We start from the raw sequence: 23,982 nt of genomic DNA on the forward strand, positions 1-23,982 counted from the left end.
CGTTCAGGGCTAGGTTCAAGGTCAATGCGGTGGAAGGGGAGGGAGGGATTTGGGTTTTGGATTTTGGGTTTTGGATTTTGGTGTCTGCCCTAATCCTTGTTCCTTCGCCTTGTCCCTTCGATAAGACTCTATATCAACGAGCTAATTCACCTATGCATTAGGCTATCGGAGAAAATTCCTTTTGCCTATGAAGAGTTCGGAAAGATCGCTGGCGAGTTTGGGAGGGGGCGATCGCCCAAAACCGTCATCCCCCTTGCAGAAAACAGCAGGTCAGCAGAATTCCGTTCCACCTCACGTCCAAAGTTCCACCTCACGTCCAAAATCGAATCTTGCTGGGGTTCCACATCAATTCACACAGCGTTCCGTGGGGCGTGATCGGCTCTCGTCGAAATTTGCCGCCAAGCTGATTCGCGATGCTTTCCGCGATCTGTGTGCCGCGTCCTCCCAGCGCAGGCAGTTTGATGGATTGTTCGGGGTCTATTCCTTTGCCGTTATCAATCACGCGGATGAGATTCTGGCCGTTTTCCTGCTTGCACACGACGTTCAACTGGGTGACTCCAACGGCGTATTTCCCCACGTTGCAAAGCGTCTCTTCCAGAAACCGACAGAGTTCTCGCTTGTGTTCTAGCGTCAGCCCAGCAGTCTCCAGCGGATCAAACGTGGTCAGGCGCAATTTCAGCGTCTTAAAGCAGTCAAAATCTCGCCGCAGCGTGTGGTCATAGACTTCGTACAGCGCTTCCTCAAAGGGGCCGTTGAGATCAAGAGCCTGGTCTTCGGACAGGTAGAGGCTGCCGTCTTCCGTCAGGATTTCTTTGCGAACTGAATCGTAGACGACGCGCAGTTCCCGGTTGAGATGCTCTAGCTCTGTTTCCCACTGGCTTTCGGGCAAGTGTCCAGACCGCGTTTTGCTGAGCAGGCGCGACAGGGTTTGCAGCGGGCCGCTGTGGATGGCGTTGAAGGTGTGGTCGATGACATATTGGCGATCGCGCAATTGCAGTTTCAAATCCTGCTGGTGGCGATAGAACAGCGCCGCCGTCAGCCCCACCCCATTCAGGAAAAACGCCAGCAGCGCAGGCACCAGCGGCACCCACCAGCCCGCCAGCAGCAGCACAAAGCACAGCCCCAGCAACATGATTAGCCCCAGCCCCAGCCCCGCCAGAATCCGCAGGGGACTGACCAAAAACCGCCCTAGCCCGATACCCCAAATGCCCCAAAGAATCAGCCAGCCATATTCCCAGGGGTCTGCCCAATCGCGCAGCAGCGGCCGCCCGTAGAGCGCGGCCTGAATGATCTGGCTGGTGGCGTGGGCGTGGGCTTCGACTCCGGCGATGGTTCCCGCCGGGATTTCTGGAACACCCGTAACGGCGGCCATAGCGTTAAAGGTATCTTTGACGCTGGGCGCAACGACACCGATGAGGACAATGCGATCGCGCACTTTGTGGGCCGACACCTGCCCCGCCAGTACCTCGCGCAGGGTTACCAAGTCAAACGGTCGAGAACCGCTGCGGAAAAACAGCAGCGTTTCCACTTCCATAAGCGGTATCTGGTGATAGCTGCCTGTGTTGGGCTGGGTGCGGGGCAGTTCCGCCGGGCCAAACCGCATGGCGTAGGGATCACGAATGCCGCCCGCAAGCGATATATCTCGCTCCGACAGAAAGCGTTCGGCTAGGCGTTGCGCCAGAGAGAAACGAAACTCGGTCTTTTCCGCGTTGTAGCTGCCGAGGGCGCTGCGGCGCAGTTTGCCGTCTAGGTCGGTGGGCAGGTCTGCGAAGCCGACTCGCTCATCAGGCAGGTCAGGGGGCGGGGCAATCGCCCGTCCAATCACTTTTTCAATGCCGTATAGGTTGGTCTGGCTGCGAAACAGGGCTTGCAGTTCGGCGCTACCGGGTTCCTGGGGCAGATCGCGGTACAGGTCAAGGGCGATCGCCGTTGGCCGCGATTGTTGCAAGGTCTGGATCAGCGCCGCCAGTTGCCCATCGGGAATGGGGTATCGCCCAACCGCCTCGATGTCGTCTTCATCAATGCCGACGATCAGGAGATGCGGGTCGGTGGGTTCGGCCGGCCGCAGCCGCAGCAGCAGATCCAATGCCAGCAGTTCCAGCACTTGCAGGCTGCCCGTTAGCCGCAGCAGCGCCACCAGCCCAATCACCGCCAGCCCCGGCAGCGCCCCTGCTTTCCAGATGCGCCACTCGCGCCGCAGCGCTGCCCAGGGCGTTTGCCGCTTGTTCATAGCTAGTCAATCAGCCCTTCTTCGCGGGCGCGGATTTCGGTCTGGATGCGCTGGTTTTTGCCGCTGTCGGGATACACGCCCAGCGCATCTTGCACCTGCGTCCAATAGTGGCGGACGGTTCGCTCTGCCACGCTCATCCGTTCGGCGATCGCTTTATCCTGCAAGCCTTCATGAAACGCCAGCCGCAGCACCTCCAGCCACTCTGGTTTGATTTCCAGCCCAGTTCGCATTTCCTTCGGCGTAAATACTAACCCCTGCATCGCCCACTCCACCTTGGTCAGCATTTCCTTTAGCGACAGGCTCTTGTCGGCAATAATGAAACCGCCCTCGTGGGCATTGATCGCAGGCTTCAGCCGCACCAGCGACTTGGCATTGGCACTTTGCACCACAATGTTGAGGCCGGGATATTGCTGCATTAGCGTCCGCAACAGTTGCAGCCCCACTTCTGGGCGCGAAGGTTGGCCCGGCTGTTCGGGCAGCGCCAGATCGACCACTGCCAGATCGGGCTGGGTTTGGGCAATCTGGGCGAGGGCGCTGGCTGCGGTTTGGGCCGTGGTGATTTGGGCATCGACATACTGCTGCCGGAGGGCTTCTACGGTGCTGTTCAGCACGAGTTCATGGTCGTCCACCACCACAATTTTCTTCAGGGTAGAAGATCCCGCCATGTGCGCCTCCCGTCGTCTCTCCCTCTCTAGCTTAAGCGCCAGCGCTGTGGTCATTTGCGATCGCCGCTTTTGGGGCTTGCCCGCTGCGATCGCTGGGTTAAAGGCGAGTGCTCTGGTCATCATAATGCGCCGTCCTTACTCTTGTCATAACGTGGATGGGGGCTGATCCAAGACAGCATTGCGCGATCCGCAGGGATGAGACAATCGATCCAATCGTGAATCAACCTGGGTTTAATCTGAGTTCAATCGTGAATCAATCTGGGTTCAATCTGGGTTCAATCGTGAATCAATCTGGGTTCAACCTGGGTTCAACATCGGGGGGCGATAGGTCTGGCGAGAGCCGCCAGCGAAACTGCCAAACCATGCGCTGCGCCTGTCGTCGTCGGGTGCAGCGGCCCGGAGCCAGCACCGCAAAGGCACGACTGAGCAGCGCCCACTGGGGCGATCGCCTGGCTGCCCTTGCCGCGGCCACCGTCGGATACTCTAGCCGAATGGTCAGTACGCCAATGTGACCGATGCCAAGGGGCGATCGCTCCGCCAGTTCTAGGGCGATCGCCGCTGGCCCGTCTCTCCCAGACATCGCTCCCCGCAGCAGATGCGTCAACATCGACAGCAGCAGCGACACCCGCAGCGTCGGCTCTACTGGCCACCTCGACGGTAAACACAGCAGCAGCCCCGACAGCCCCTCCTCCTGCGCCCACGCCTGAAGCGCCAGCGGCAGGCTGGTTTCCAGATACGGCGGCGAGAGTTCATCACTCAACCGCACCAGTTGCCCCACCAATTGCCCATTTAACTGCGTCACCTGGGCCATCCAGGCGGGCTGCTGGGTCAGGGGGTTGCCCAGAGCCTCCGAGTTCATTTCCGAGTTCCTTTCCAAGTTCATTTCCAAGTTCATTTCCAACTGTCGCCGCATGACGAAGGTATTCTGCAAAGGGCCGTTGCGAACCTGCTCCGCCTCGCGACAAAGCCAGTGGTGCTGCTGCTCAAACCACCACCGCAAGGCTCGCTGCGTTTGCCAATGAAACACTGCCAGCCAAACCAGGAAACCGATCAACAGCACAGAAATCACAAAGGAACCCGGAATCGCAAACGCGAAATAGTGGCTTAAGAACTGAACCGCTCAAGTTGGGCTGGGGTGGGACACTTCCCAAACTGGAACTGCACCACACTCGAACTATATCGGAGTGCCCCAGCCCCAGGGCTGAAGTTTTTGCTCAAAGGATTTGCCGAAACCTGAAAACTTGCTTGCACTTTTCTGCAATGGCCCCAGGGGAGAACCGCTAAAACTGCTGAATTTAATGAACTTTTTAGGTGCGTTTCACCCAAAAGCAGGATGGTAGACTACAGGCAACTTTTGCTCTCCAAAAAGCGTCTATGCGTCCCCCATCCCGCCCCCTGTCCCAACGCCCTGCTTGGTCTAGTCCACCCCAGGGAACTGTCACAGCCTTTACCCTCGCGGCGGCCCTGGGCCTGCTGACCATGCCGTCTGCTGCCCAGGCGCAGGCAATTCTTGAAGATGGCACGCTGGGGGCAGAAAGCTCCGTGGTGACGCGGGATGTGCTGATTCAGGGCATTTTGAGCGATCGCATCGATGGCGGGGCCCGGCGCGGCGCAAACCTGTTCCACAGCTTTGAACAGTTCAACATCGACGCGGGGCGCGGCGCGTATTTCGCCAATCCTGCCGGGGTAGAAGCCATCTTTAGCCGCGTCACCGGGGGCAACCCCTCCAACATTTTGGGCCGGCTGGGCGTGTTGGGCAGCGCCGACCTGTATTTCCTCAACCCCAACGGCATTCTGTTTGGCCCCGCCGCCAGCCTCGATCTCCAGGGTTCCTTCCTGGCTACTACCGCCAGCGCCTTCCAGTTTGGCGACCTGGGACGCTTCAGCGCCACAGCCCCCGAAGTTCCGTCGGCGTTGCTGACCATCAATCCCTCGGCGCTATTTTTCAACCAAGTGGCCGCAGGAGCCATCGTCAACCGCTCCGTCACGCCTGTTGTTCCAGGCAACCCGTTTTTGGTGGGGCTGCGGGTTCCCAATGGGCAAAGCCTGACGCTGCTGGGCGGCGACGTGCAGGTCGAAGGGGGGCGGCTGAGCGCCTTTGGCGGACGCATCGACATTGGCGCAGTGGCGGCGGGCGGCACAGTGCAACTGAACCCTAACGGGAGCCTGGTGATTCCCGACGGGCTGGCGCGGGGTGACGTGACCTTTACCAATGGCGCAATTGTGGACGTGCTGCTGGGGGACAAGGGCGATATTAACGTCACAGCGCGGAACATCTCAGTGCTGGGCGATAGCGAGTTGCAGGCAGGCATCGCATCTACCTTCGGCGCAGAGGGCAGCCAAGCGGGCGACCTCCGGCTGAATGCAACGGGCACAGTGCGAATCGCAGAAGACAGCCTCGTGAGAAACCGCGTGAATGAAAACGCGATTGGCAACGCAGGTAATGTGGAAATTGTGGCAAATCAACTGGAACTGCTAGACACCGCCCAGATCAGCACCAGTACGCTGGGTCAGGGCAATGCGGGGAACGTGATTCTGACGGTGGGCGATCGCATCTTACTTGACGGCGGCGACATATTTAGCCGCGTGGGAGAAGAAACCCTGGCCCTGGACGACAGCGTTCAGCTTCAGGGCGGCAACATTCAAATTACCACGGGGTCTCTGGTGCTGATCAACGGAGCGCAACTGCTCGCCAATACCGAAGGGCAGGGCAACGCAGGCAGCATCCTAATCCGGGCCCGCGAAGACGTGACCTTTCAGGGACGCAGCCCTACGGATACTTCGCTGCCATCCGCTGCCTTTGTTCGCGTTGATGAAGGAGCCAGAGGACGCGGCGGCAATATTGACATTCAATCCCGCAACCTGTTTGTGCTGGACGGGGCACGGCTGTTTGCAGGCACACTGGGGACGGGCGATTCGGGCGACATCATCATCAATGCAACCGGGCAAGTTCGCTTTGCGGGAACTGGCCCCAATGGACAAACCACTGTGGCCTTTACCAATGTGGAAGATACCGGAATCGGCAGCGGCGGCGATATCCGCATCACGGCTGCAAGCGTCGAACTGGCCGATGGAGCGCAACTGGTCGCCAGCACAGATGGGCAGGGCGACGCGGGCAACGTGACCATTCGGGCAACGGGCGATGTCACCTTTCAAGGGCGCAGCCCAAACGGGGTGCAGCCGTCTGCTGCCTTTAGCCGAATTGGTGCAGGCGGCAGAGGCGCAGGCGGTAACATCGACATTCGCAGCCGCAACCTGTTTGTGCTGGATGGGGCGCGGCTATTTTCGGGCACGCTGGGTGAGGGCCGGTCTGGCGACATCCTGATCAATGCCACGGGTCGGGTGCGCTTTGCTGGAGTCGGCCCCACCGGACAAACCAGCGTAGCCTTTGCCAATACGGAGGGAAGCGCAGTCGGCGACGGTGGCAACATCAGGATTACCGCCAATGTGCTGGAGATGGCTGACGGGGCGCAGCTGGTTGCCAGCACGAGCGCTCAGGGGAATGCAGGAGATGTGGTGATTCGGGTGGGCGATCGCATCTTACTCGACGGCGGCGGCACTGCCATTTTTAGCCGCATTAATGCAGAAACCCTGGCACTAGACGACAGCATCCAGCTTCGCGGCGGCACGATCGACATCGAAACAGGGTCTCTGTCGGTGTTGAATGGCGCACAGCTTTTGTCCAACACCAATGGCCAGGGCGATGCGGGAGATGTGGTGATTCGAGCCAGCGGCGACGTTCTATTTCAGGGACTCAGTGCCGATCAGCAGTTGACTAGCGCTATCTTTAGCCGAGTCAATGCAGGGGCAACCGGCCGCGGCGGCAGCATTAATATCCGTGCCCGCAACCTGTTTGTGCTGGATGGGGCACGACTATTTTCGGGCACGTTGGGTAAAGGTGATTCTGGTGACATTATCATCAACGCAACTGGCCGAGTCCGCTTTGCAGGAACAAGCCCCAGCGGACAGATTAGCGTGGCCTTTAGCAACGTTGAAGGAAATGCAGTAGGAAATGGCGGCGATATCAACGTTACGTCCAATAGTCTGGAGTTGGCTGATGGGGCACAACTGGTGGCCAGCACGAGCGCGCAGGGGAATGCAGGCGATGTGATTCTTCGAGTGGGCGATCGCATCTCACTCGACGGCGGCGGCACTGCCATTTTCAGCAGCGTGGGCGCAGATACGCTGGCGCTGGACGACGACGTTCGGCTGCGGGGTGGCGCGATCGACATCGAGACGGGTTCGCTGTTTCTCACCAATGGCGCGTCGCTGGTGGCCAACACCGCCGGACGGGGAAATGCAGGTCAAGTGACGATTCTGGCGGGTCGCGTCTCATTGCGCGGCACGGACACCGGCATTTTCAGCAATGTGCAAAGCGGTGCGGTCGGGCGCGGCGGCACAGTGCGGATTCAGACGGGGTCGCTCTCGATTCGCCGGGGGGCCCAACTGATCGCCAACACCGCCGGAGAGGGGAATGCAGGCAACATTCGGATCAACGCAACGGGCAATGTCCGACTGGCAGGCTTTACCAATGAAACCGGCCGTTCCAGCGGACTGTTCACCAACACCCGGTTCGGCGCACAGGGGCGCGGCGGCGAAATTTTCATTCGAGCTAACCGTCTGCGAATTCTAAATGGGGCCGTGATCTATGCGCTCAGTGAAAACAACCGTCGGGGCGGCAGCATTCGCCTATCGGTCAACGAGTTTGAGGCGACGGGCGGCGGCCAGGTGATCGCCAGCGCGCTGCGGCGGGGTCGGGCGGGCAGCATTACGCTCGACGGTGGCGACATTCTGTTTTCGGGCAGCGACCCGACGGTGGGCGATCGCCGCGAAAAATTTGGCACTGCGGTCGCCAACGTAGGCGATGGGCAGAGCGGGCTATTTGCCGACACCCAGCCCAACTCCAGAGGACGCGGCGGCAGCATCACGCTGCGCGGCAACAGCTTGCAGGTGTTGGACAGCGCCACCATTTCTGCCCAAACCGCAGGGCAGGGGGATGCAGGCGATATCAACATCGCAATTCGCGGCGGCACGCAGTTGAACAATGGCAATATCACTGCCGCAGGACGGTTTGCCGCAGGCGGCAGCATCACGCTGAACACTAGCAGCCTGTTCCTCACCGAACGCGCCGCCATCACTGCCGCCAGCAGGGGGCGCGGCACAGCAGGCAACATTCGCATCAACACGGGCGATCGCCTGGAAATGTCTGACGGCGATATCACCACCCGCGCCCCCCGCTCCTCGGGCGGCAATATCGAAATCAACACAGGCAGTCGGTCAACCCGCAGCTTCATGGTGCTGGAGGGCGACAGCGACATCACCACCAATAGCCGAGGCGACGGCGGCAACATCACCATCGGCGGCGCGGGCGTGGTCGCCTTCGACGACAGCGACATTATTAGTCGAGCAGCCGAGGGGCGTGGCGGCAACATCACGCTCCCACCCTTTTTCAGCGAGACGAATCCCCCCGGCAGCGCAAATGACTTTGACCGCAACGACCAGGTGGATCTAAACGCATCGGGACAAACCGCCCCCGGGCAAATCATCACTCCCGATACCAGCAGCGTCCAAAATAGCCTCACGCCGCTAGCAGATGCCTCGATAGACGAGGGGCGACTGCTGGCCAATAGCTGCGTGGTGCGCGATCGCCAATCGGGTCGCTTCGTCATTACGGGGTCTGGCGGCTTGCCCTACGCGCCGGGGGATGCGTCGCTGTCGCCCTTCCCCACCGGAGACGTGCAGCCGCTACCCGAAACGACCCCAGAGCCATTGCCCCAGAGCCGTTCCTGGCAGCCCGGCGACCCTATTATCGAACCGCAGGGCGTGTATGAATTAACCGACGGGCGGCTAGTGCTGAGCCGAGAATGTGACTCTGAGACAACCCTCTAGCGTGAGCCGCAGCCCCCATCTCAAGAGAGCGGCGCAATCACAATCGGTAAAACGGGCGGCTCCGGCTCCATTGGCGAAAGCGTAGGGCGGACATGAATCAGCGGTGGCTTGATCAGCCGCACAGCAGGGCCCGGCTGCACGGGGTCGTCGCCACCGTCTCCCACGCTGGTAAAGCAGATCGTCGGGTCTTCAGGAAAGTAGCAGAACGGCACCACCACACCGCCCAAATCCGCCGCGCTGCCAGGATTCGGCTGCACCTGGGTTTCGGTGGTCGGGGGAGCTTCTGCGGCACTGGCCCGCTGGGCAAACGACCCGCCCAACACGCCAAAGATTCCAAAGATCATCGTACCGACTGTCAACGTGATGAGGGTCCAATCAAACACGGAACGCTCAAATTCGGGAACCGGGGACAGCGGAAAGGCGACATTACGAATAGCATTCCGAACGAACTTGGGAGCAGAATTGGCAATCCGTTGGGGGGCAAGTGTGGGAGCGAATGTAGCAGTCATGGTGAATGTCCTCTTCTCGATTGGTTAAGGGGGCGTGCAATCAGATCGGAACGGGTTGGAACAGGTTCAGGAATATAGGGCGATCGCCCTGATGCGTAGCTCTGCGATTTTTCTGCGATTTTTTTTGCGATTCTGCCGCGCGCGTTGCCTTGACACTTATTAGCCTACCGGGGTGGAACCGGGAAGTCACTACGCCTTTGCGCCAAGTCGCAGAGCAAAACGGGTCATTGAACCTGCGGCTTTGCGACTGAAGAATTGCGCTTTTATGCAATCTACATTGCAGGATTTTGCAAATCGCGGATTATGCTTTGCTGAACCCACTTAGCTGAACATCAGCTATTCACACCTTCTTGTAGAGGGGTGTACAGGTATGCACTTTCTCAACGAGCTTTTCCTGTCGGCAAATTGCGTGAGTTTTCGGAGTTAGCCGCTGCCCTTCTCCACCCACACTAAGAGAGCGCTGGTTTATGTGTCTTGATTTGCGCGTCTCAAGTTGGTTGCTGAAGGCGAAGCCGTATGCTGTTGCTTAATTTTTTGCTAATGGGTCTTGCGGGGCTGCTGCTGGTGCCCGTACTGGTACTGTTTGTGGAATGTGCGATGGCGCTACTGCCGCTGCCTGCGCCTAGAATGCGCGGCCGCAGAGTGCATCCCCGGACGGCGGTGCTGATGCCTGCTCACAACGAAGCAGCGGGCATTGGCGCGGCGATCGCCACGATTTTGCCGCAACTCCAGGCGGGCGATCGCCTGCTGGTGGTGGCCGACAACTGCACCGACGATACGGCAGCAGTGGCCTTTGCGGCCGGAGCGGAGGTGGTCGAGCGGCGTGATCCCGACCATCGCGGCAAGGGCTATGCGCTGGATTTTGGGCTGCGTCATCTTGCCAAAAACCCGCCAGAGGTGGTGGTAATGGCCGATGCAGACTGCTGGATGAACGCTGGCGCACTGTCCGATATCGCCAGCCTATCGGCGGCAACCCATCGCCCGGTGCAGGCAGTTTATTTAATGGAAACGCCGCCCCGCCCCAGTGCCGCCAGCGCCGTGTCCTCCCTGGCGTTTCTGGTAAAAAATCAGGTGCGCCTGCTGGGGCTATCCCGCCTGGGGCTACCGTCGCTGCTGACGGGCACGGGCATGGCCTTTCCCTGGGACGTGATTCGGCAGGTGTCCCTGGCCAGCGGCAACATTGTGGAAGATATGCAGCTTGGGCTGGACTTGGCGATCGCCGACCATCCGCCCCTGTTTTGCGCCACCGCCTACGTGATGGGGCTATTGCCCGCCCGCCGAACCGCCGCCGACCAGCAGCGCACCCGCTGGGAGCATGGCCATCTGCACACGCTGATGACTCAGGTTCCCCGTTTATTGGGCGAAGCGCTGCGGCGGGGTCGCGTTGACCTGCTGGCGATCGCCCTCGATCTGGCCGTGCCGCCCCTGTCGCTGCTGGTGATGCTGTGGGCAATGGCTTTGGGTCTGGCAGCGATCGCCCTGCTGTTGGGCGCATCTGCCCTACCTGCGGCGCTGCTGCTGGCTCAGGGCTGCCTGCTGCTAGGCGCAATTTCCGGCGCGTGGGTTCGCTTCGGCACGAATCTGATCCCCGCCAGCGCCTTGCTCAGTATTCCGCTCTACGTGCTTCGCAAAATTCCCCGCTACTTTGGCTTCGTTACCAATCGCCAAACCCAGTGGATTCGGACGGAGCGAGAGCCAGAGGTTGGAAGTTAGGAGGGAAGAGGGAAGAACGAAGAGGGAAGAACGAAGAGGGAAGAACGAAGAGAGAAGAGGTTGCATTTTTCATTTTTCGTTTTTCGTTCTTCGTTCTTCGTTCTTCATTTTTTCCGTCCCTCCCCCGTCACCCCACCCCTCCATCCCTCTCTAGCAGCGCTTTAATCAGCGCGCCAATGCCAACAATCACGGCGATCGCCACAGTTCCCAGACCGAGCGGGCTAGGCACCCAAAACACTGCTTCTAAATGATTCAGTTCGCCGGGTTGCAGCGCCCAGGCAAGTTGGCGATTTTCCTTCGGAAACGCTCCGCGATCGCCCAGATCCGGTGCTGGGGTGCTGTCCACGCGCCGCACTCCCCAAGGCGTGTTGAGCTTGAAATCGATATCCAGCAGACTGCCGGGCGACACTAGCAGGCTGCCGTCGGCTGCACGAACGGCGAGCGATCGCAAGTCCAAATCTAAACTCAGCCGATTGCGCTGCACCAGCAGCAGGTTCGTTTCACGGACACTCATCTGAGCGGCGATCGCAGGTAGTTCTGCCAGATCTGGCCCCCAAAGCTGCCGCCGCTCCTCCGCAGACGGGTTAAAAAAGCGGTTGAACTTTGCAGCTAAGTCTTTGCCATTATTAAACGGAATGGTAATCAGCGACTCCTGCTTCGATGGGTGGCGCACCTTGCCGCCCAGTTTCCGCGCCTGTCGCTCCAGTCCATCCAGCCATGCCCGCGCCGTCGATTGCCGCGCCGCCGGAATCTGCCCATCCAGCCGAATCCGCTGCACCAGTTCTCCGTGGGTCTGGCTGTCGTAGGTAATGCCCACGTCGTATTGAATGCAGCCCGTCAGGCAGAGGCAGAGGAGGAGCAGCGGTAGGAGGCGGCGCATGGCTGGAAATCTGGCAGGGGAACAGATGTGAGGTCTGGGGATGAGGAATGAGCTTAAATACAGCCCAAGGTTGTCTCATTCCAATCCTTCAACACCTCTTGATCTCATCATCCCACCATCAACTCTCCCCAACGCATCAAAACGCCATCACGCCCACCCCAACCCTGCTGGACAACCTTTAGGACAAAAATAGTTCTCGAATTCCCGCGCTGCCAATTTCTACTGCCAGCGCTGCTAGGATAAAGCCCAGAAGCTTTGCGGCGATGGTGGTTCCGGTTTCGCCCAGCCATTTTTCAATGCGGGTAGACTGGCGCACGATGATCCAGGTCACAAACATCGATAATACGATCCCCAGCACCACGCTCAGGCGAGCCGTAGGACGATCAGCCATGAGCAGCGTGACAGTGGTGAGCGCACCAGGGCCCGCCAGCAGCGGCAGTGCCAGCGGCGTAATCGCCACGTCGCGCTCTTGCTCCGCCTCATAGGTGTTAATTTCTCCCTGCAACATATCCAGCGCCACGAGTAGCAGCAATAGCCCGCCCGCCACCTTCAGCGAGGCTGTGCTGATGTGCAAATAGGTGAGAATCGGCTGACCAACAAAGGCAAAACCCAGCAAAATCAGGGTGGCGACCAGCGTGGCGCGATCGACCACGCGGTTTTTTTGGTCGAGATCCATGCCCTTGGTAAGCAGCACGACGATCGGCGCATTGCCCAGCGGATCGGCTAGCACAAAGATTGCCAGAAATGTTTGCGTGAGAACGGAAATGTCCATAGGGCAGGTGCGGCGTTGTAAATCCCAGGAGGCAGGCAGGTAAGGGCGATCGCCCCAGAGAGTCTCCCCAGACTTGGAGCAGACGCTCACCAAACAGCGGGGCTTGGTTTCAACACTAGCCGCAGGTGAGAAGACCAGTCTAGGCGAAAATGCTTAAGATTTCTAAGAAGCGTTCCAACGCAACCTTCATGAAAGTTCTGTCAGAAGTTTTGGTTTTTTTTAGTAAAACTGGGCACAGCCTGACCGTCTATTAATCGCTCTGGCGATCATTTCTTCCAATACAACCTGAGTTAGCCATAGACATTTATGGTTGAAGTTACTATAATCTCAACCATCTAGGACTTACGCTGTTGGATGACTTCTCGGGGGCTGCGCCCGCGAGAAATCGTCCGAAACCCAGGAAACCCATTACAAGTGCGTAAGTCCGGTCATCTTCAATCATCTTTAATCGTCAATGACGGCTAATGGTGGCTGATATTGACTAAATGATGGCTGAAGCTTACTCCTCTCTCACTCGCCAACCTGGTTTATGGCTGCCTCTGCGCTGAACATTACGCCCGCAGACTACGGATTGCTGACCGATCTCTACCAGCTCACAATGGCGGCTTGCTACGTCGGCGAAGACCTAGCACTGCGACCCGCCAGCTTCGAGCTATTTGTGCGGCGGCTGCCCCAGAGCTTTGGCTATCTGGTGGCAATGGGGCTGGAACAAGCCCTGGATTACCTGCAACAGTTGAAATTTAGCACGTCCCAGCTTGACGCACTGAGGGCTACCGGACTGTTTGACCATGCACCCGCTGCGTTTTGGGACATTTTGGAAACCGGGCGCTTTGGCGGCGACGTGTGGGCTGTGCCGGAGGGGACGGTCGTGTTTGCCCATGAGCCAATGCTGCGGATCGAAGCCCCCCTCTGGCAGGCGCAACTGGTGGAAACCTACCTGCTGAACACGCTGAACTATCAAACCCTGATCGCGACGCGGGCGGCGCGGCTGCGAGATCTGGCGGGCCCCGAAGCAACGCTGCTGGAATTTGGCACACGGCGGGCCTTTAGTCCCCAGGCTTCGATCTGGGCGGCGCGGGCGGCTCTGGCGGCGGGGTTAGACGCGACCTCAAACGTGCTGGCGGCGCTGCAACTGGGACGCAAGCCCAGCGGCACGATGGCTCACGCACTGGTGATGGCGCTGGAAGCGCTGGAAGGCAGTGAGCAGGATGCGTTCACCGCATTTCATCGCTACTTTCCCAAAGCACCGCTGCTGATCGATACCTACGATTCTGAGGAGGCGGCGGCCCGGCTAGCCGAGCGGATGAAACTGGAAGGGCTGGAGTTGGGCGGCGTGCGGCTGGATTCTGGAGATCTGGTGGAACTGTCGAAATCCGTGCGATCGCTCCTTCCCGGTGTTCCCATCTTTGCCAGTGGCGACCTGGATGAGTACGAAGTCGAGCGGCTGCAACAGGCGGGAGCCTCCATCGACGGCTATGGCTTTGGTACGAAACTGGTCACGGGTTCTCCGGTCAACGGCGTGTATAAGCTCGTCGAAATCGACAACATCCCGACCCTGAAAGGCTCCAGCGGCAAAGCCACCTACCCCGGTCGCAAGCAGGTGTTTCGCTTGTTGCAGGATGGACGCTTTGGGGGCGATCGCCTCGGCCTCTGCACCGAATCGCACCCCAGCGCCCAACCGCTGCTGCAACAGGTGATGAAGCAGGGTCAGCGCCTTTCTCACTCCGAACCCCTAGAGGCGATCGCCCAGCGCACCCGCGCCAACGTTGCCGCCCTCCCCTCCACCCTCCGTCAGGTCATCTGCATCGACCCCTACACGCCAGAAATCACGCCCGCGCTGCACAGCCTGACCGAAGAGACGCAGGCGCGGCTGATGGGATAACCGTCGATTAATCGCTGATGCTCAGGCCGGGTCATGCAGAAAAGACAACGCTCAAATCAATCCTTCACGCCTAACCCTTAGCCCCTTGCCCCTGATATGCACATCGCCCTTTTTGGAACCAGCGCCGACCCACCAACCCGCGCCCACCAGGATATTCTGGTATGGCTGGCGGATCAGTTTGATGAGGTGGCAGTGTGGGCTTCGGACAACCCGTTCAAGCTGCACCAAACGCCACTGGAACATCGCACGGCCATGCTGCGGCTCATGGTGGCGGCGATTCACCCCCCTCGCCGGAATTTGCACGTCTATCCTGACCTCAGCCATCCGCGAGCGCTGGTGACGGTGAATCGGGCACGGAGGCGATGGAAGCGGGCGACGTTTACGCTGGTGGTAGGGTCTGACTTGGTGGCGCAGTTGCCCAAGTGGTATCAGGTGGAGGCGCTGTTGCAGGCGGTGCGGCTGCTGGTGGTGCCCCGACCGGGCTATCCCCTGCAAGAGGCGGATCTGGAGCCGCTGCGGAAACTGGGGGCAACGGTGGCGATCGCCCCCCACGAAGGCATTCCCGCCTCGTCCACCGCCTACCGCACCGACAAAGACCCGCACCTGCTCATTCCTCCCATCGAGGCATATATTCACCAACAGCGCCTCTACACCTCATGCCAGGACGACACTCCCGCAAGCCTAGTGACTCCACTCCACACCAGCTAGCAGACTTCAAAGTGGGCGTGGATAACGTCATCTTTTCTGTCGATACGGAACAGAATCGGCTGCTGGTGCTGCTGGTCATGCGCGACAACGACCCCTACCTGGGCTATTGGTCGCTGCCGGGGACGCTCGTGCGCCAGGGCGAATCGCTGGAGGACGCGGCCTATCGCGTGCTGTCTGAAAAGATTCGGGTCAATAACCTGTACCTGGAACAGCTATATACCTTTGGCGGCCCCCAGCGCGATCCGCGAGAAGCGCCAAACCGCTACGGCGTGCGCTATCTGTCGGTGAGCTACTTTGCGCTGGTGCGGCTGGCAGATGCAGAACTGATTGCCGATGGGGTCAGCGGCATCGCCTGGTATCCCATGAACCAGTTGCCTGACCTAGCGTTTGACCATCAGGAAATTTTGCAGTATGGCTATCGCCGCCTGCGAAACAAGCTGGAATATAGCCCCATCGCCTTTGAGGTGCTGCCCGAACTGTTTACCCTCGGCGATCTGTACCAGCTTTATACCACCGTGCTGGGCGAAAATTTTTCAGACTATTCCAACTTTCGATCGCGCCTGCTGAAGCTGGGATTTTTGGCTGATACAGGAATCAAGGTGTCGCGGGGCGCGGGCCGACCCGCCAGCCTCTACCGTTTCGATGCCGATGCCTTTGCCCCGCTCAAAGACAAACCCCTGGTTTTTATTTAACATCGGGTAGCTGCACAGTTCAGAGCGAGATTTCCCGACCTGGAATGCGGGCGGGCTGGGGTAGGATTTGGGAGGTTCTGCTACGGGAACGGGCAGAACAAGCTTGAAATTCAGGGCTTGAAATTCAGGAGGAATCGCGATGAAGGCTTGTGTGGTAGGCGCAACGGGGCGCACGGGGCGACGCATTGTGGAAGAACTGGTGCGGCGAGAGATTCCTGTGCGGGCGGTGGTGCGAAATTTGGAACGGGGGCGCGAAGTGTTGCCCCCGGCTGCCGAGTTGGTAGTGGGCGATGTGCTGCAACCGGAAAGCCTCAAGGCGGCGATCGCCGATTGTACTGTCGTGCTTTGCGCCACCGGAGCCGCCCCCAGCTTCGACCCAACGGGCCCTTACAAAACAGACCTGGAAGGCACAAAGAATCTGGTGGATGCCTGCAAAGCGCAGGGCATTCAGCACGTTGTTCTGGTGTCGTCGCTCTGCGTATCCAAGCTATTTCATCCGCTTAACCTGTTCTGGCTGATCCTGGTGTGGAAGAAGCAGGCGGAGGAATACCTTCAGCAGAGCGGTTTGACCTATACGATCGTGCGGCCCGGTGGGCTGCTAGAAGACGACCTGCCCGATGCGGTGGTGATGCAGGGCGCAGATACGCTGTTTGACGGGCGCATTCCCCGCAAAAAGGTGGCGGAAGTCTGTGTAGAAGCGCTAACCTTACCGGAAGCCCGCAATAAGATTGTGGAAGTGGTGGCCCGTCCCGATGCCCCTGCCCGTTCCTATGGTGAACTGTTTGGGGCGATCGCCTAAATCCAGGCTGGGTCGTTCACTGGGTACTCCACTGGGTTACTCCACTGGGTACTCCACTGGGTACTCCACAATGCTGAACCTTCTTGCCAACTCGTGACTCTGATTCCTCCTTCTCCAACCTCATCCCCCAAGCCACTGCCGTCCAAGCGCAGCGCCGTGACCCGCATTTTGCTGGTGGGGGCGCTGGCGCTGATGGCGCTGCCTGTCGTGGAAAAAGTGATGGGCTGGGACGGGTCTCTGCCGCGGAGTGGAGAACCCGTCGGCAGCGTCACGCCGATTCCCCTGCGGATGAAGGGTGGCGATCCCTACATTCGAGCGCTAATGCGGACGATTTCTGCCAGCGAGTCCAACGATCCGCGGCCCTATTCGCTGATTTATGGGGGCGATCGCTTCGAGGATTTTTCCCAGCATCCCGATCGCTGCGTTCCCATCGTCGCGGGGCCCAATCTGGGCGATTGCACCACGGCTGCGGGCCGCTACCAGTTCATCACCTCCACCTGGCTAGAGCAGGCCCAGACCTATCACCCCAACCCGTCTGGCCTGTGGCGCTGGCGCAGCTACAGCTTTGAGCCAGAATATCAGGATGCCGTGGTCTATGCCTGGCTCAGCGACCCCCAGGCCTGGGGCGTAGACCTGGCCCAACTGCTGCGCGATGGGGCCATTGAGGAGGTGCTGTATATCCTTTCTCCCACTTGGACCAGCCTGGGCTACGGCATCGAAACCAATTCCATGAGCGCCTCGCTGCCCGATATCTACGAGGAGATGCTGAGAGAGGAACTGGCGATTGCCGGGAACTGAGACCGTCACCAGAACAGTCACCCAAACCCAGACCAAAACCCAGAGCAATTACCGGAGCCAGAATCTACGGCAAAAACCGATCCAGCGCGGCTTTCAGGGCTTCCAATTCTTGCTCAATGTTGCCATCCTGAGCAGCGCGGCCGACGCATTCGGTCAGGTGTTCGTCCAGGATGACCCGCGCCACGCGATCCAGCGCTCCCCGCACAGCAGCAATTTGCACCAGCACATCAGGACAAGGGCGGCTTTCTTGCACCATCAGCTTGATGCCGCGAATATGACCCTCGATCCGAGACAGCCGATTAAGGATTTGCCGGAGCGATTCCTCGCTGTGGATGTGGGCGCGTTCGGGCGTGGCAGGGTCGGTATGCAGGTGTTCCGCATCAGACTGCGGGTGGGAATGCTCAGGGCTGTTTTGCGAAAGCTTGGGGGCGGTCATGATAGGGGCAAGAAAGGTACAAAACGGACGGTGCTACGACACTCACTGACAATCACTGACAACCACTGTGTACACGCAAGTCTTCACGCTTGAGCGGCAGTGCTGTAATCCCCCCAAACCCCCCTTAAACAAGGGGGGAACCGGGCCCAGAGTGACCCGCAGCAGAGAAAACTGGATCGGAAGTCCCCCTTCTTAAGGGGGAACTGGAGCCAGAGTGACCCGCAGCAGAGAGAACTGGATCGGAAGTCCCCCTTCTTAAAGGGGATTTAGGGGGATCTTTCAGAGCCTTACGCAAAAAATCGAGATGCGTGTACACATTAGCTACCACAGAGCAGGGGAGGGGGCAGCCCATCGGCTACCCGAACTGCCTTCATCTTAGCCCAGTCCTGAAAACCGTACCGCCGCTGGACTGTCGCTGGCGAAGGGCGATCGCTAAGATATGGGATGGAGCGCTGTATGCATCAAGGGCGTTCCGGCACGCTCAGAGTTATTGCGCGAGACGAGAAATTGCCATGCAACGGGACAGGTTCATGAATGGGCTGAAGTTACAAGCGCTGCGTCGGGTTGTGGCGCGGCTGATGAGGGTGTTTTTGTGTGGGCTGCTGTTGCTAAATCCGCTGACCACTCCGGCCGCGTCGGCTGATGTGCCCGTGGGGGCAGCGCGCGGGAGCAGCTTTGTGGCAGCAGCGGTGAACCGGGTCGGGCCGGCGGTCGTGCGGATTGACACGGAGCGCACGGTTTCCCGAAACGTAGACCCAATGTTCAACGATCCCTTTTTCCGCCAGTTTTTTGGCGATGGCATGATGCCCCCCGGCGGTCGCTATGAGGAGCGGCTGCGCGGACAGGGGTCGGGATTTATCATCAGCGCCGATGGCACGATCTTGACCAATGCCCATGTGGTGGACGATGCCGACCGGGTGACGGTGCGCCTGAAGGACGGCCGTCAGTTTGATGGCGAGGTGCGCGGCGTAGACGAAGTGACCGACCTGGCAGTGGTGAAGATCAACACGAGCGATCGCCTTCCGGTGGCAACGCTGGGCGACTCGGACGCGGTGCAGGTGGGAGACTGGGCGATCGCCGTTGGCAATCCCCTGGGACTGGATAACACCGTCACCTTGGGCATCGTCAGCACGCTCAACCGCTCCAGTGCTGACGTGGGCATTCCCGACAAGCGCCTGGACTTTATTCAAACCGATGCCGCGATTAACCCCGGCAACTCTGGCGGTCCCCTGCTCAACGAGAAGGGCGAAGTAATTGGCATCAACACCGCCATCCGCGCCAATGCAATGGGCATCGGCTTTGCGATCCCGATTAACAAAGCCAAGGACATTTCCACCCGACTGGCTCGCGGCGAGTCTGTGCAGCACCCTTACCTGGGCGTGCAAATTGCCACGCTGACTCCAGAACAAGCGCGAGACAACAACGAAGACCCCAACGCGACCCTGATTTTGCCAGAGGTGAACGGGGCGCTGGTGATGGGGATTGTGCCCGATTCCCCCGCTGCCAAGGGCGGCATCCGTCGCGGCGACGTGATTACGCAGGTCAATGGGCAAGCCATTACCCGTGCCGACCAGTTGCAAACCCTTGTGGAAAATAGTGAACTGGGCAAGCCACTCCAGATCACCGTGAAGCGCGGCGATCTGACCCGCACGCTGTCGGTACGCACAGCAGAACTACAACCCGCTGGGAAGAGCAGCAGCGCCCTCCGCTGAGGCGAAACCAGCATATTTTTAACGTATCTGACGTATCTTTAGAAAGCGGTACTTGCTGCCGCTTTCTAGCTGCTTTCTGGCCGCGTGGTAGACTACCTCCTGCCTTTGGCGTTTATCGATTTTCGATTTGCAATTTTGGATTGCCAGTCAAGCGTCTGCGGGGCTGACACCTGTTGCACTCGTAGCTCCATTAGAGAGAATAGATATTCGACACACGTACACTGAATCAAGACTGAGACGGACAAAGCCTGAGATGAACAGTGAAGCCTACAACGAAATATTGGATATTTGTGAGGAACTGACGTATCGGGAAAAGTTCCGGCTGGCTCAGCATCTCATTCAGCTAGCTCGCAAAGAAGAGGAAGAAGCACATCCCGATCAAAAAGAATCTCGGGCCCACGACCCAGAAACGATCCAGTACGTTGCGGAACGGCTACTCAAGTCCAAGCCGACCAAAAAGACTACGTTACTGAACTCGATTGGGGCGATGTTTCAGTTCCAGGGGGGCATCTCCGAGGTAGATAAGGAACTCATCGTCTATGAGCTTCAAAAGCGGCGATATATCTCAATTGATCGAGAGGGGCGCGTCTCCTACAGGTCTTCTTTTTTCGAGTAACGATGAATAACGTCAGGACTTACGTACTTGCGGTAAGCTCTCTGGACTTTAGACAATTTCTCGCGGGCTGCGTCCGCGAGAAATTGTCCAACTGCGTAAGTCCTAAACGTATCGAGTGTATCGAGTAGACTGAACCATCGGCGGGCCAAAGATTTGGCTCAGCAAGGAGCTGTTCAGGTGCGGGCGGACGTGGGCTGAAGTTGGGAGAAGGCGATCGCCCCCAAAAAGATTACCAACTGCGTCACAACGATGCTGGGCCCAGACGGCAGGTTAAACCAGGCCGATAGCCCAATGCCCACCAAGGCGCTGACGGCTCCAAGCGCGGCCGACAGCAGCACATACTGACCAAAGGTGCGGCTCAGCAGTCGCGACGCGCAGGCAGGAATCACCACAAACGCGCTCACCAACAGCGCCCCAATCGCCTTGATCGACACCCCAACGACGAGCGATAGCAGCACGATAAACGCCGTGCGGTGAACCTCAACAGATACCCCACGGGCGATCGCCAGCGATTCATTCAGCGTCATCAGCATTTGTGTCCGCAGCGACAGGCTGACGAATAGAACACAGATGCAAAGCAGAATGCCGCTCGTCCACAAGTCAGAATACTGAATAGCCAAAATGTCCCCAAATAGGAGATTGTTGAGACCGCCTTTGTAGGAATCCACAAAACTGAGGATAATAACGGCGATCGCCAGCGATGAAGAATAGATCATGTTCAGCAGCGCGTCTGTCCACAGGCGAGTGCGTTGCAGCAAGTAATTCACACCCAGTGCAAACAAAACTGCTGACGGCAGCAACACAATCGACGGGCTAATACCCATTAGCACGCCCAGGCTAATGCCCAGCAGGGTGGAATGGCCCAGGGCATCGCTGAAGAACGAAAGCTGTCTCAGGATCGTAAAGCTGCCCAACAGGCCGCCCATCAGCCCCGTCAGCACGCCGCCCATCAGCGCCCGCTGCATAAAGGGGAACTGAAATAGCTCAATCACGCGAATTAAATCGGCTTGCAGAGACATAAGGCGAATGGGTGATGCTAGTGCGTGTGTCGATATTGCACGAATTCTGAGCCGTAGGCAGCGGCCAGGTTTTCGGGAGCCAGGGCGACTTCGGGAACGCCCTGACACAGTAGACGACGGTTTAGGCAAAGCACGCGATCGCAGTGTCGGCGCACCATTTCCAAATCGTGAGAAATTTGCAAAATCGCCCAGCCCTGCTCTTGTTTGAGCTGGTTGAGCAGGCGATAGAACTCTGACTCGCCGCGCACGTCCAGCCCCGCCGGAGCCTCATCGAGGATCAGCAGCCGCCGGGGACGCACCAGACAATAGGCCAGCAGCACCCGCTTGGTTTCGCCATCGGAGAGGCCGCTGATGGGCTGATGGCGCAGATGGCTTGCGCCGACTCGCTCCAGCGCATCCAGCACGGCCCGATGGCGATCGCCCCCACCTGCCCACGGCCACTGCATACCCAGCGCGTCCCAGCCCAACCCCACCAATTCGCTCACGGTCATGGGAATGCGGCGGTCAAACAGCAGATTTTGCGGCAGGTAGGCAATTCGTCGCCGCACACTCATGGGCAACTTGCCCGACGGGCTGAGCGGATGTCCCAAACACTGCACATGCCCAGCCTGACGCGGCAAAATCCCCAAAATCGCCTGCACCAGCGTGCTTTTGCCTGCACCGTTTGGGCCAACGATCGCCGTGTCGGTGCCCGCCTCCAGCACAAAGGACACCTCCTGCACCGCCGCATAGGATTCTCGATACACCGTTAGCCGCTCTACGGCCAACACAACCTCTTGCAAAAGACACCTCCTGATGGAGCGCTGATTTCATCTCGGTTTTGCCCAATCGATCTGGGGCGAAGCCGATTTGAGAATGGTTATCATTCTGAACCATCTTACTAGGCGATCGGGGCTTGCTGCCACGGGCGATCGGGTGAACTGCGATTTGTCTGGTGTCCTAAACTTGGGGCACATCCCAGTTCTGCAAGTTCGCCCTCATCCCCCAGCCCCTTCTCCCAAAGCGGAAGAAGGAGAGCCGGATTGGAAGTCCCTCTCCCAAAGCGGGAGAAGGATTTAGGGTGAGGGTTCCACAAGTGGGATGCACCCTGAACTTGGGCTTTTCTAAGAGAATGTTTGAAAAGTCCTACTGTTTGTAGCAAAGCGTGCAAGATCCCCCTGAATCCCCCTTAAAAAGGGGGACTTTAAGGCGGTTTCCCCCCTTTTTTAGGGGGGCTAGGGGGATCTCTGAGTACTTAACATTACAGGCGATACCTTTTCAAACACCCTCTAAGTCGTCTATGTCGCCTATAAAAGCTGCACGAAGCGGGGCATTCTCCTCCAAAATCATCTCCATCGAGGCGCAACCGAAAAAAAGTTGAGAAATTGGCGCAGGTTCATTAGACTTGACACCAGACCAAGCGGTTAAAATCTTCGTAAGCCGCTACACGCAGCGTTTGGGTCTGTTTCAGGGAAGTTGGGTTATGCTTTGGGCTGCGCGGCGGGTTAGGCCAGTCAGGTTTTAGGATTATGCAACAGGCAACACGGCGGAATGGCAAGCGGAACGGAAGGCGGAACCAAAGTCTGAATGAACGGTTGAGCAGCACTCGACTGCGGCGATGGGGGGCAAGTTTAGGCCTGGCGGCGATGGTGGCGAACCCTGCCATGATTAGCCTGGGGGCGATCGCCACCCTTGTTTCCACCACCGCCGCTGCGCCTGCCCAGGCTTCTACCCTGACCCAGTGGCAGTTTGACCCCGCCAGCACGCAGCTAGAAGTCACGGTTCCCGCAGGCGTTACGCCACGCACGTTTTTGCTGGCGCAGCCGACGCGAATTGTCATGGATCTGCCCAATACCGATGTGGGGGCGGTATCGGCCGGGCAGGTCTATGGCGGCGCAGTGCGGCAGGTGCGCGTGAGCCAGTTTCAGCCTGGGCTAACGCGAATTGTGATGGAACTGTCGCCCGATGCCACCCTTGCGCCGGAGCAGGTGCAGCTTCAGCAGGTGGGCCCTGCGTCCAGCGGACAGAGCCGCTGGGTGCTGCGTCCGGTGCTGGTGGGGGCAACGCCCCCTGCAACTCAGCCCGTTGCGCCGTCTATCCCGCCTGCGGAACCGTTTGGGCTTTCCGCTGCGCCGCCAGTTTCGCCAGTCGTGCCCCAGCCAGCGGCTCCGTCTGAACCGATTCAACCACCAGTTTCCCCGCCTGCATCAGCCCTTCCCCAGCCCGCGCCGCCGCCCGTCATTGCCATAACGCCGTCCCAGTCCTCTCCGATTCCGCCTGAGCTATCGGGCAGCAATACCACCGTGCGAATTCGTCGCAACGAGCTGCCAGTTGAAACGCCGTTGCCAAGCGCCCCGCCTGTGCCTGTTGAGATTCCGCCCACAGCCCCGGCGACAGCACCACCCGCTAGTTCACCCGCGGCGGCGCTGCAAACCATGCCAGCGACCCTGCAAACCACGCCACCAGGGGCGACTGCGCCCAGCGCGGTTTCGATTCCCACGCCGCCTAGTAGCAGCGCTTCTGGCGCATGGCAGATTCCCGCAACCTTGCCGCCCTCCGCGCCAGACGGGCGGCCGGTCACGGTGACGATTCCGCCCCTGGATGCGGCTCCTGCGGCGGTTCCCAATGCAGTTCCCAGTGCAGTTCCCAGTGCGGCTCCTGCGGCGGCTCCAGTTTTGCCCGA

Annotated in this window: 19 protein-coding genes; 10 read left to right on the top strand and 9 right to left on the bottom strand. The window is 59.2% G+C overall.

Going from position 1 to position 23,982, the window contains the following annotated elements; translation table 11 throughout:
• Positions 1 to 310: 310 nt before the first annotated feature.
• The 3 genes from IGS51_RS13765 to IGS51_RS13775 form a co-directional block, all read right to left on the bottom strand.
• Complete coding sequence (locus tag IGS51_RS13765) at positions 311 to 2,230, bottom strand: CHASE2 domain-containing protein (RefSeq protein ID WP_297078988.1); 1,920 nt, start codon at positions 2,228 to 2,230, stop codon at positions 311 to 313.
• 2 nt (positions 2,231 to 2,232) lie between these two features.
• Entirely contained in the window at positions 2,233 to 2,895 is a 663-nt protein-coding gene (locus IGS51_RS13770; protein WP_297079020.1) for a response regulator transcription factor, read from the bottom strand.
• Positions 2,896 to 3,181: 286 nt separating this feature from the next.
• Positions 3,182 to 3,955 carry a hypothetical protein gene (locus IGS51_RS13775; protein WP_297078990.1) on the bottom strand — a complete coding sequence of 258 codons (774 nt, stop codon included), beginning with the start codon at positions 3,953 to 3,955 and terminating at the stop codon, positions 3,182 to 3,184.
• 314 nt (positions 3,956 to 4,269) lie between these two features.
• On the opposite strand from IGS51_RS13775, the gene IGS51_RS13780 reads away from it, so the two are divergent.
• Positions 4,270 to 8,784: a filamentous hemagglutinin N-terminal domain-containing protein gene (locus IGS51_RS13780; RefSeq protein WP_297078991.1), complete on the top strand. Its 4,515-nt coding sequence runs from the start codon at positions 4,270 to 4,272 to the stop codon at positions 8,782 to 8,784.
• A 20-nt stretch (positions 8,785 to 8,804) separates the two neighbouring features.
• On the opposite strand, the gene IGS51_RS13785 is transcribed toward IGS51_RS13780, so the two are convergent.
• Positions 8,805 to 9,293 carry a hypothetical protein gene (locus IGS51_RS13785; RefSeq protein ID WP_297078994.1) on the bottom strand — a complete coding sequence of 163 codons (489 nt, stop codon included), beginning with the start codon at positions 9,291 to 9,293 and terminating at the stop codon, positions 8,805 to 8,807.
• Positions 9,294 to 9,809: 516 nt separating this feature from the next.
• Here IGS51_RS13785 and IGS51_RS13790 point away from each other — a divergent pair.
• Positions 9,810 to 11,006: a glycosyltransferase family 2 protein gene (locus IGS51_RS13790; protein ID WP_297078996.1), complete on the top strand. Its 1,197-nt coding sequence runs from the start codon at positions 9,810 to 9,812 to the stop codon at positions 11,004 to 11,006.
• A gap of 127 nt (positions 11,007 to 11,133) precedes the next feature.
• Here IGS51_RS13790 and IGS51_RS13795 read toward each other — a convergent pair whose 3' ends face one another.
• Both IGS51_RS13795 and IGS51_RS13800 read right to left on the bottom strand, forming a co-directional pair.
• Entirely contained in the window at positions 11,134 to 11,886 is a 753-nt protein-coding gene (locus tag IGS51_RS13795) for a DUF3153 domain-containing protein (protein WP_297078998.1), read from the bottom strand.
• Positions 11,887 to 12,064: 178 nt separating this feature from the next.
• A complete protein-coding gene (locus tag IGS51_RS13800) occupies positions 12,065 to 12,658 on the bottom strand; it encodes a MarC family protein (RefSeq protein WP_172354055.1) in 594 nt (197 codons plus the stop codon).
• 529 nt (positions 12,659 to 13,187) lie between these two features.
• Here IGS51_RS13800 and IGS51_RS13805 point away from each other — a divergent pair.
• The 5 genes from IGS51_RS13805 to IGS51_RS13825 all read left to right on the top strand — a co-directional run bounded on the left by IGS51_RS13805 (position 13,188) and on the right by IGS51_RS13825 (position 17,537).
• Positions 13,188 to 14,540, top strand: coding sequence for a nicotinate phosphoribosyltransferase (locus IGS51_RS13805; RefSeq protein WP_297079000.1), 1,353 nt, complete (start codon positions 13,188 to 13,190; stop codon positions 14,538 to 14,540).
• Positions 14,541 to 14,636: 96 nt separating this feature from the next.
• On the top strand, positions 14,637 to 15,248 hold the full coding sequence (locus tag IGS51_RS13810; protein ID WP_297079002.1) for a nicotinate-nucleotide adenylyltransferase: 612 nt from the start codon (positions 14,637 to 14,639) through the stop codon (positions 15,246 to 15,248).
• Complete coding sequence (locus IGS51_RS13815; protein WP_172354052.1) at positions 15,197 to 15,940, top strand: NUDIX domain-containing protein; 744 nt, start codon at positions 15,197 to 15,199, stop codon at positions 15,938 to 15,940. The genes IGS51_RS13810 and IGS51_RS13815 overlap by 52 nt, the downstream gene beginning before the upstream one ends.
• Positions 15,941 to 16,079: 139 nt before the next feature.
• Positions 16,080 to 16,739 (top strand): SDR family oxidoreductase, encoded by a 660-nt coding sequence (locus tag IGS51_RS13820; RefSeq protein ID WP_297079004.1) that lies wholly within the window; start codon positions 16,080 to 16,082, stop codon positions 16,737 to 16,739.
• Positions 16,740 to 16,832: 93 nt separating this feature from the next.
• Positions 16,833 to 17,537 (top strand): glycoside hydrolase family protein, encoded by a 705-nt coding sequence (locus tag IGS51_RS13825; RefSeq protein WP_297079006.1) that lies wholly within the window; start codon positions 16,833 to 16,835, stop codon positions 17,535 to 17,537.
• 64 nt (positions 17,538 to 17,601) lie between these two features.
• On the opposite strand, the gene IGS51_RS13830 is transcribed toward IGS51_RS13825, so the two are convergent.
• On the bottom strand, positions 17,602 to 17,973 hold the full coding sequence (locus IGS51_RS13830) for a metal-sensitive transcriptional regulator (RefSeq protein WP_297079008.1): 372 nt from the start codon (positions 17,971 to 17,973) through the stop codon (positions 17,602 to 17,604).
• Positions 17,974 to 18,485: 512 nt separating this feature from the next.
• Here IGS51_RS13830 and IGS51_RS13835 point away from each other — a divergent pair.
• Complete coding sequence (locus IGS51_RS13835) at positions 18,486 to 19,685, top strand: HhoA/HhoB/HtrA family serine endopeptidase (protein ID WP_297079010.1); 1,200 nt, start codon at positions 18,486 to 18,488, stop codon at positions 19,683 to 19,685.
• A gap of 253 nt (positions 19,686 to 19,938) precedes the next feature.
• The gene (locus tag IGS51_RS13840; protein ID WP_297079012.1) at positions 19,939 to 20,301 is read left to right on the top strand and encodes a hypothetical protein; all 363 of its coding nucleotides are present in this window, start codon (positions 19,939 to 19,941) and stop codon (positions 20,299 to 20,301) included.
• A 173-nt stretch (positions 20,302 to 20,474) separates the two neighbouring features.
• Here IGS51_RS13840 and IGS51_RS13845 read toward each other — a convergent pair whose 3' ends face one another.
• Both IGS51_RS13845 and IGS51_RS13850 read right to left on the bottom strand, forming a co-directional pair.
• Complete coding sequence (locus IGS51_RS13845; RefSeq protein WP_297079015.1) at positions 20,475 to 21,320, bottom strand: metal ABC transporter permease; 846 nt, start codon at positions 21,318 to 21,320, stop codon at positions 20,475 to 20,477.
• Between the two features lie 17 nt (positions 21,321 to 21,337).
• Positions 21,338 to 22,102, bottom strand: coding sequence for a metal ABC transporter ATP-binding protein (locus IGS51_RS13850; RefSeq protein ID WP_297079016.1), 765 nt, complete (start codon positions 22,100 to 22,102; stop codon positions 21,338 to 21,340).
• Positions 22,103 to 22,828: 726 nt separating this feature from the next.
• Between IGS51_RS13850 and IGS51_RS13855 the strand changes: the two genes are divergently transcribed.
• Positions 22,829 to 23,982 (top strand): AMIN domain-containing protein (locus IGS51_RS13855; RefSeq protein ID WP_297079017.1); only part of this gene is annotated, 1,154 nt, incomplete at its 3' end.

The organism is Thermoleptolyngbya sp. M55_K2018_002, from assembly GCF_015295965.1.
GTDB lineage: Bacteria > Cyanobacteriota > Cyanobacteriia > Elainellales > Elainellaceae > Thermoleptolyngbya > Thermoleptolyngbya sichuanensis.

Excerpts from the sequence above, each read along its gene's own strand:
- IGS51_RS13845 (WP_297079015.1), bottom strand. The coding sequence starts at position 21,320 with ATGTCTCTGCAAGCCGATTTAATTCGCGTGATTGAGCTATTTCAGTTC.
- IGS51_RS13780 (WP_297078991.1), top strand. The coding sequence starts at position 4,270 with ATGCGTCCCCCATCCCGCCCCCTGTCCCAACGCCCTGCTTGGTCTAGT.
- IGS51_RS13770 (WP_297079020.1), bottom strand. The coding sequence starts at position 2,895 with ATGGCGGGATCTTCTACCCTGAAGAAAATTGTGGTGGTGGACGACCAT.
- IGS51_RS13835 (WP_297079010.1), top strand. The coding sequence starts at position 18,486 with ATGCAACGGGACAGGTTCATGAATGGGCTGAAGTTACAAGCGCTGCGT.
- IGS51_RS13800 (WP_172354055.1), bottom strand. The coding sequence starts at position 12,658 with ATGGACATTTCCGTTCTCACGCAAACATTTCTGGCAATCTTTGTGCTA.
- IGS51_RS13765 (WP_297078988.1), bottom strand. The coding sequence starts at position 2,230 with ATGAACAAGCGGCAAACGCCCTGGGCAGCGCTGCGGCGCGAGTGGCGC.
- IGS51_RS13790 (WP_297078996.1), top strand. The coding sequence starts at position 9,810 with ATGCTGTTGCTTAATTTTTTGCTAATGGGTCTTGCGGGGCTGCTGCTG.
- IGS51_RS13830 (WP_297079008.1), bottom strand. The coding sequence starts at position 17,973 with ATGACCGCCCCCAAGCTTTCGCAAAACAGCCCTGAGCATTCCCACCCG.
- IGS51_RS13820 (WP_297079004.1), top strand. The coding sequence starts at position 16,080 with ATGAAGGCTTGTGTGGTAGGCGCAACGGGGCGCACGGGGCGACGCATT.
- IGS51_RS13795 (WP_297078998.1), bottom strand. The coding sequence starts at position 11,886 with ATGCGCCGCCTCCTACCGCTGCTCCTCCTCTGCCTCTGCCTGACGGGC.
- IGS51_RS13810 (WP_297079002.1), top strand. The coding sequence starts at position 14,637 with ATGCACATCGCCCTTTTTGGAACCAGCGCCGACCCACCAACCCGCGCC.
- IGS51_RS13805 (WP_297079000.1), top strand. The coding sequence starts at position 13,188 with ATGGCTGCCTCTGCGCTGAACATTACGCCCGCAGACTACGGATTGCTG.
- IGS51_RS13815 (WP_172354052.1), top strand. The coding sequence starts at position 15,197 with ATGCCAGGACGACACTCCCGCAAGCCTAGTGACTCCACTCCACACCAG.
- IGS51_RS13840 (WP_297079012.1), top strand. The coding sequence starts at position 19,939 with ATGAACAGTGAAGCCTACAACGAAATATTGGATATTTGTGAGGAACTG.
- IGS51_RS13785 (WP_297078994.1), bottom strand. The coding sequence starts at position 9,293 with ATGACTGCTACATTCGCTCCCACACTTGCCCCCCAACGGATTGCCAAT.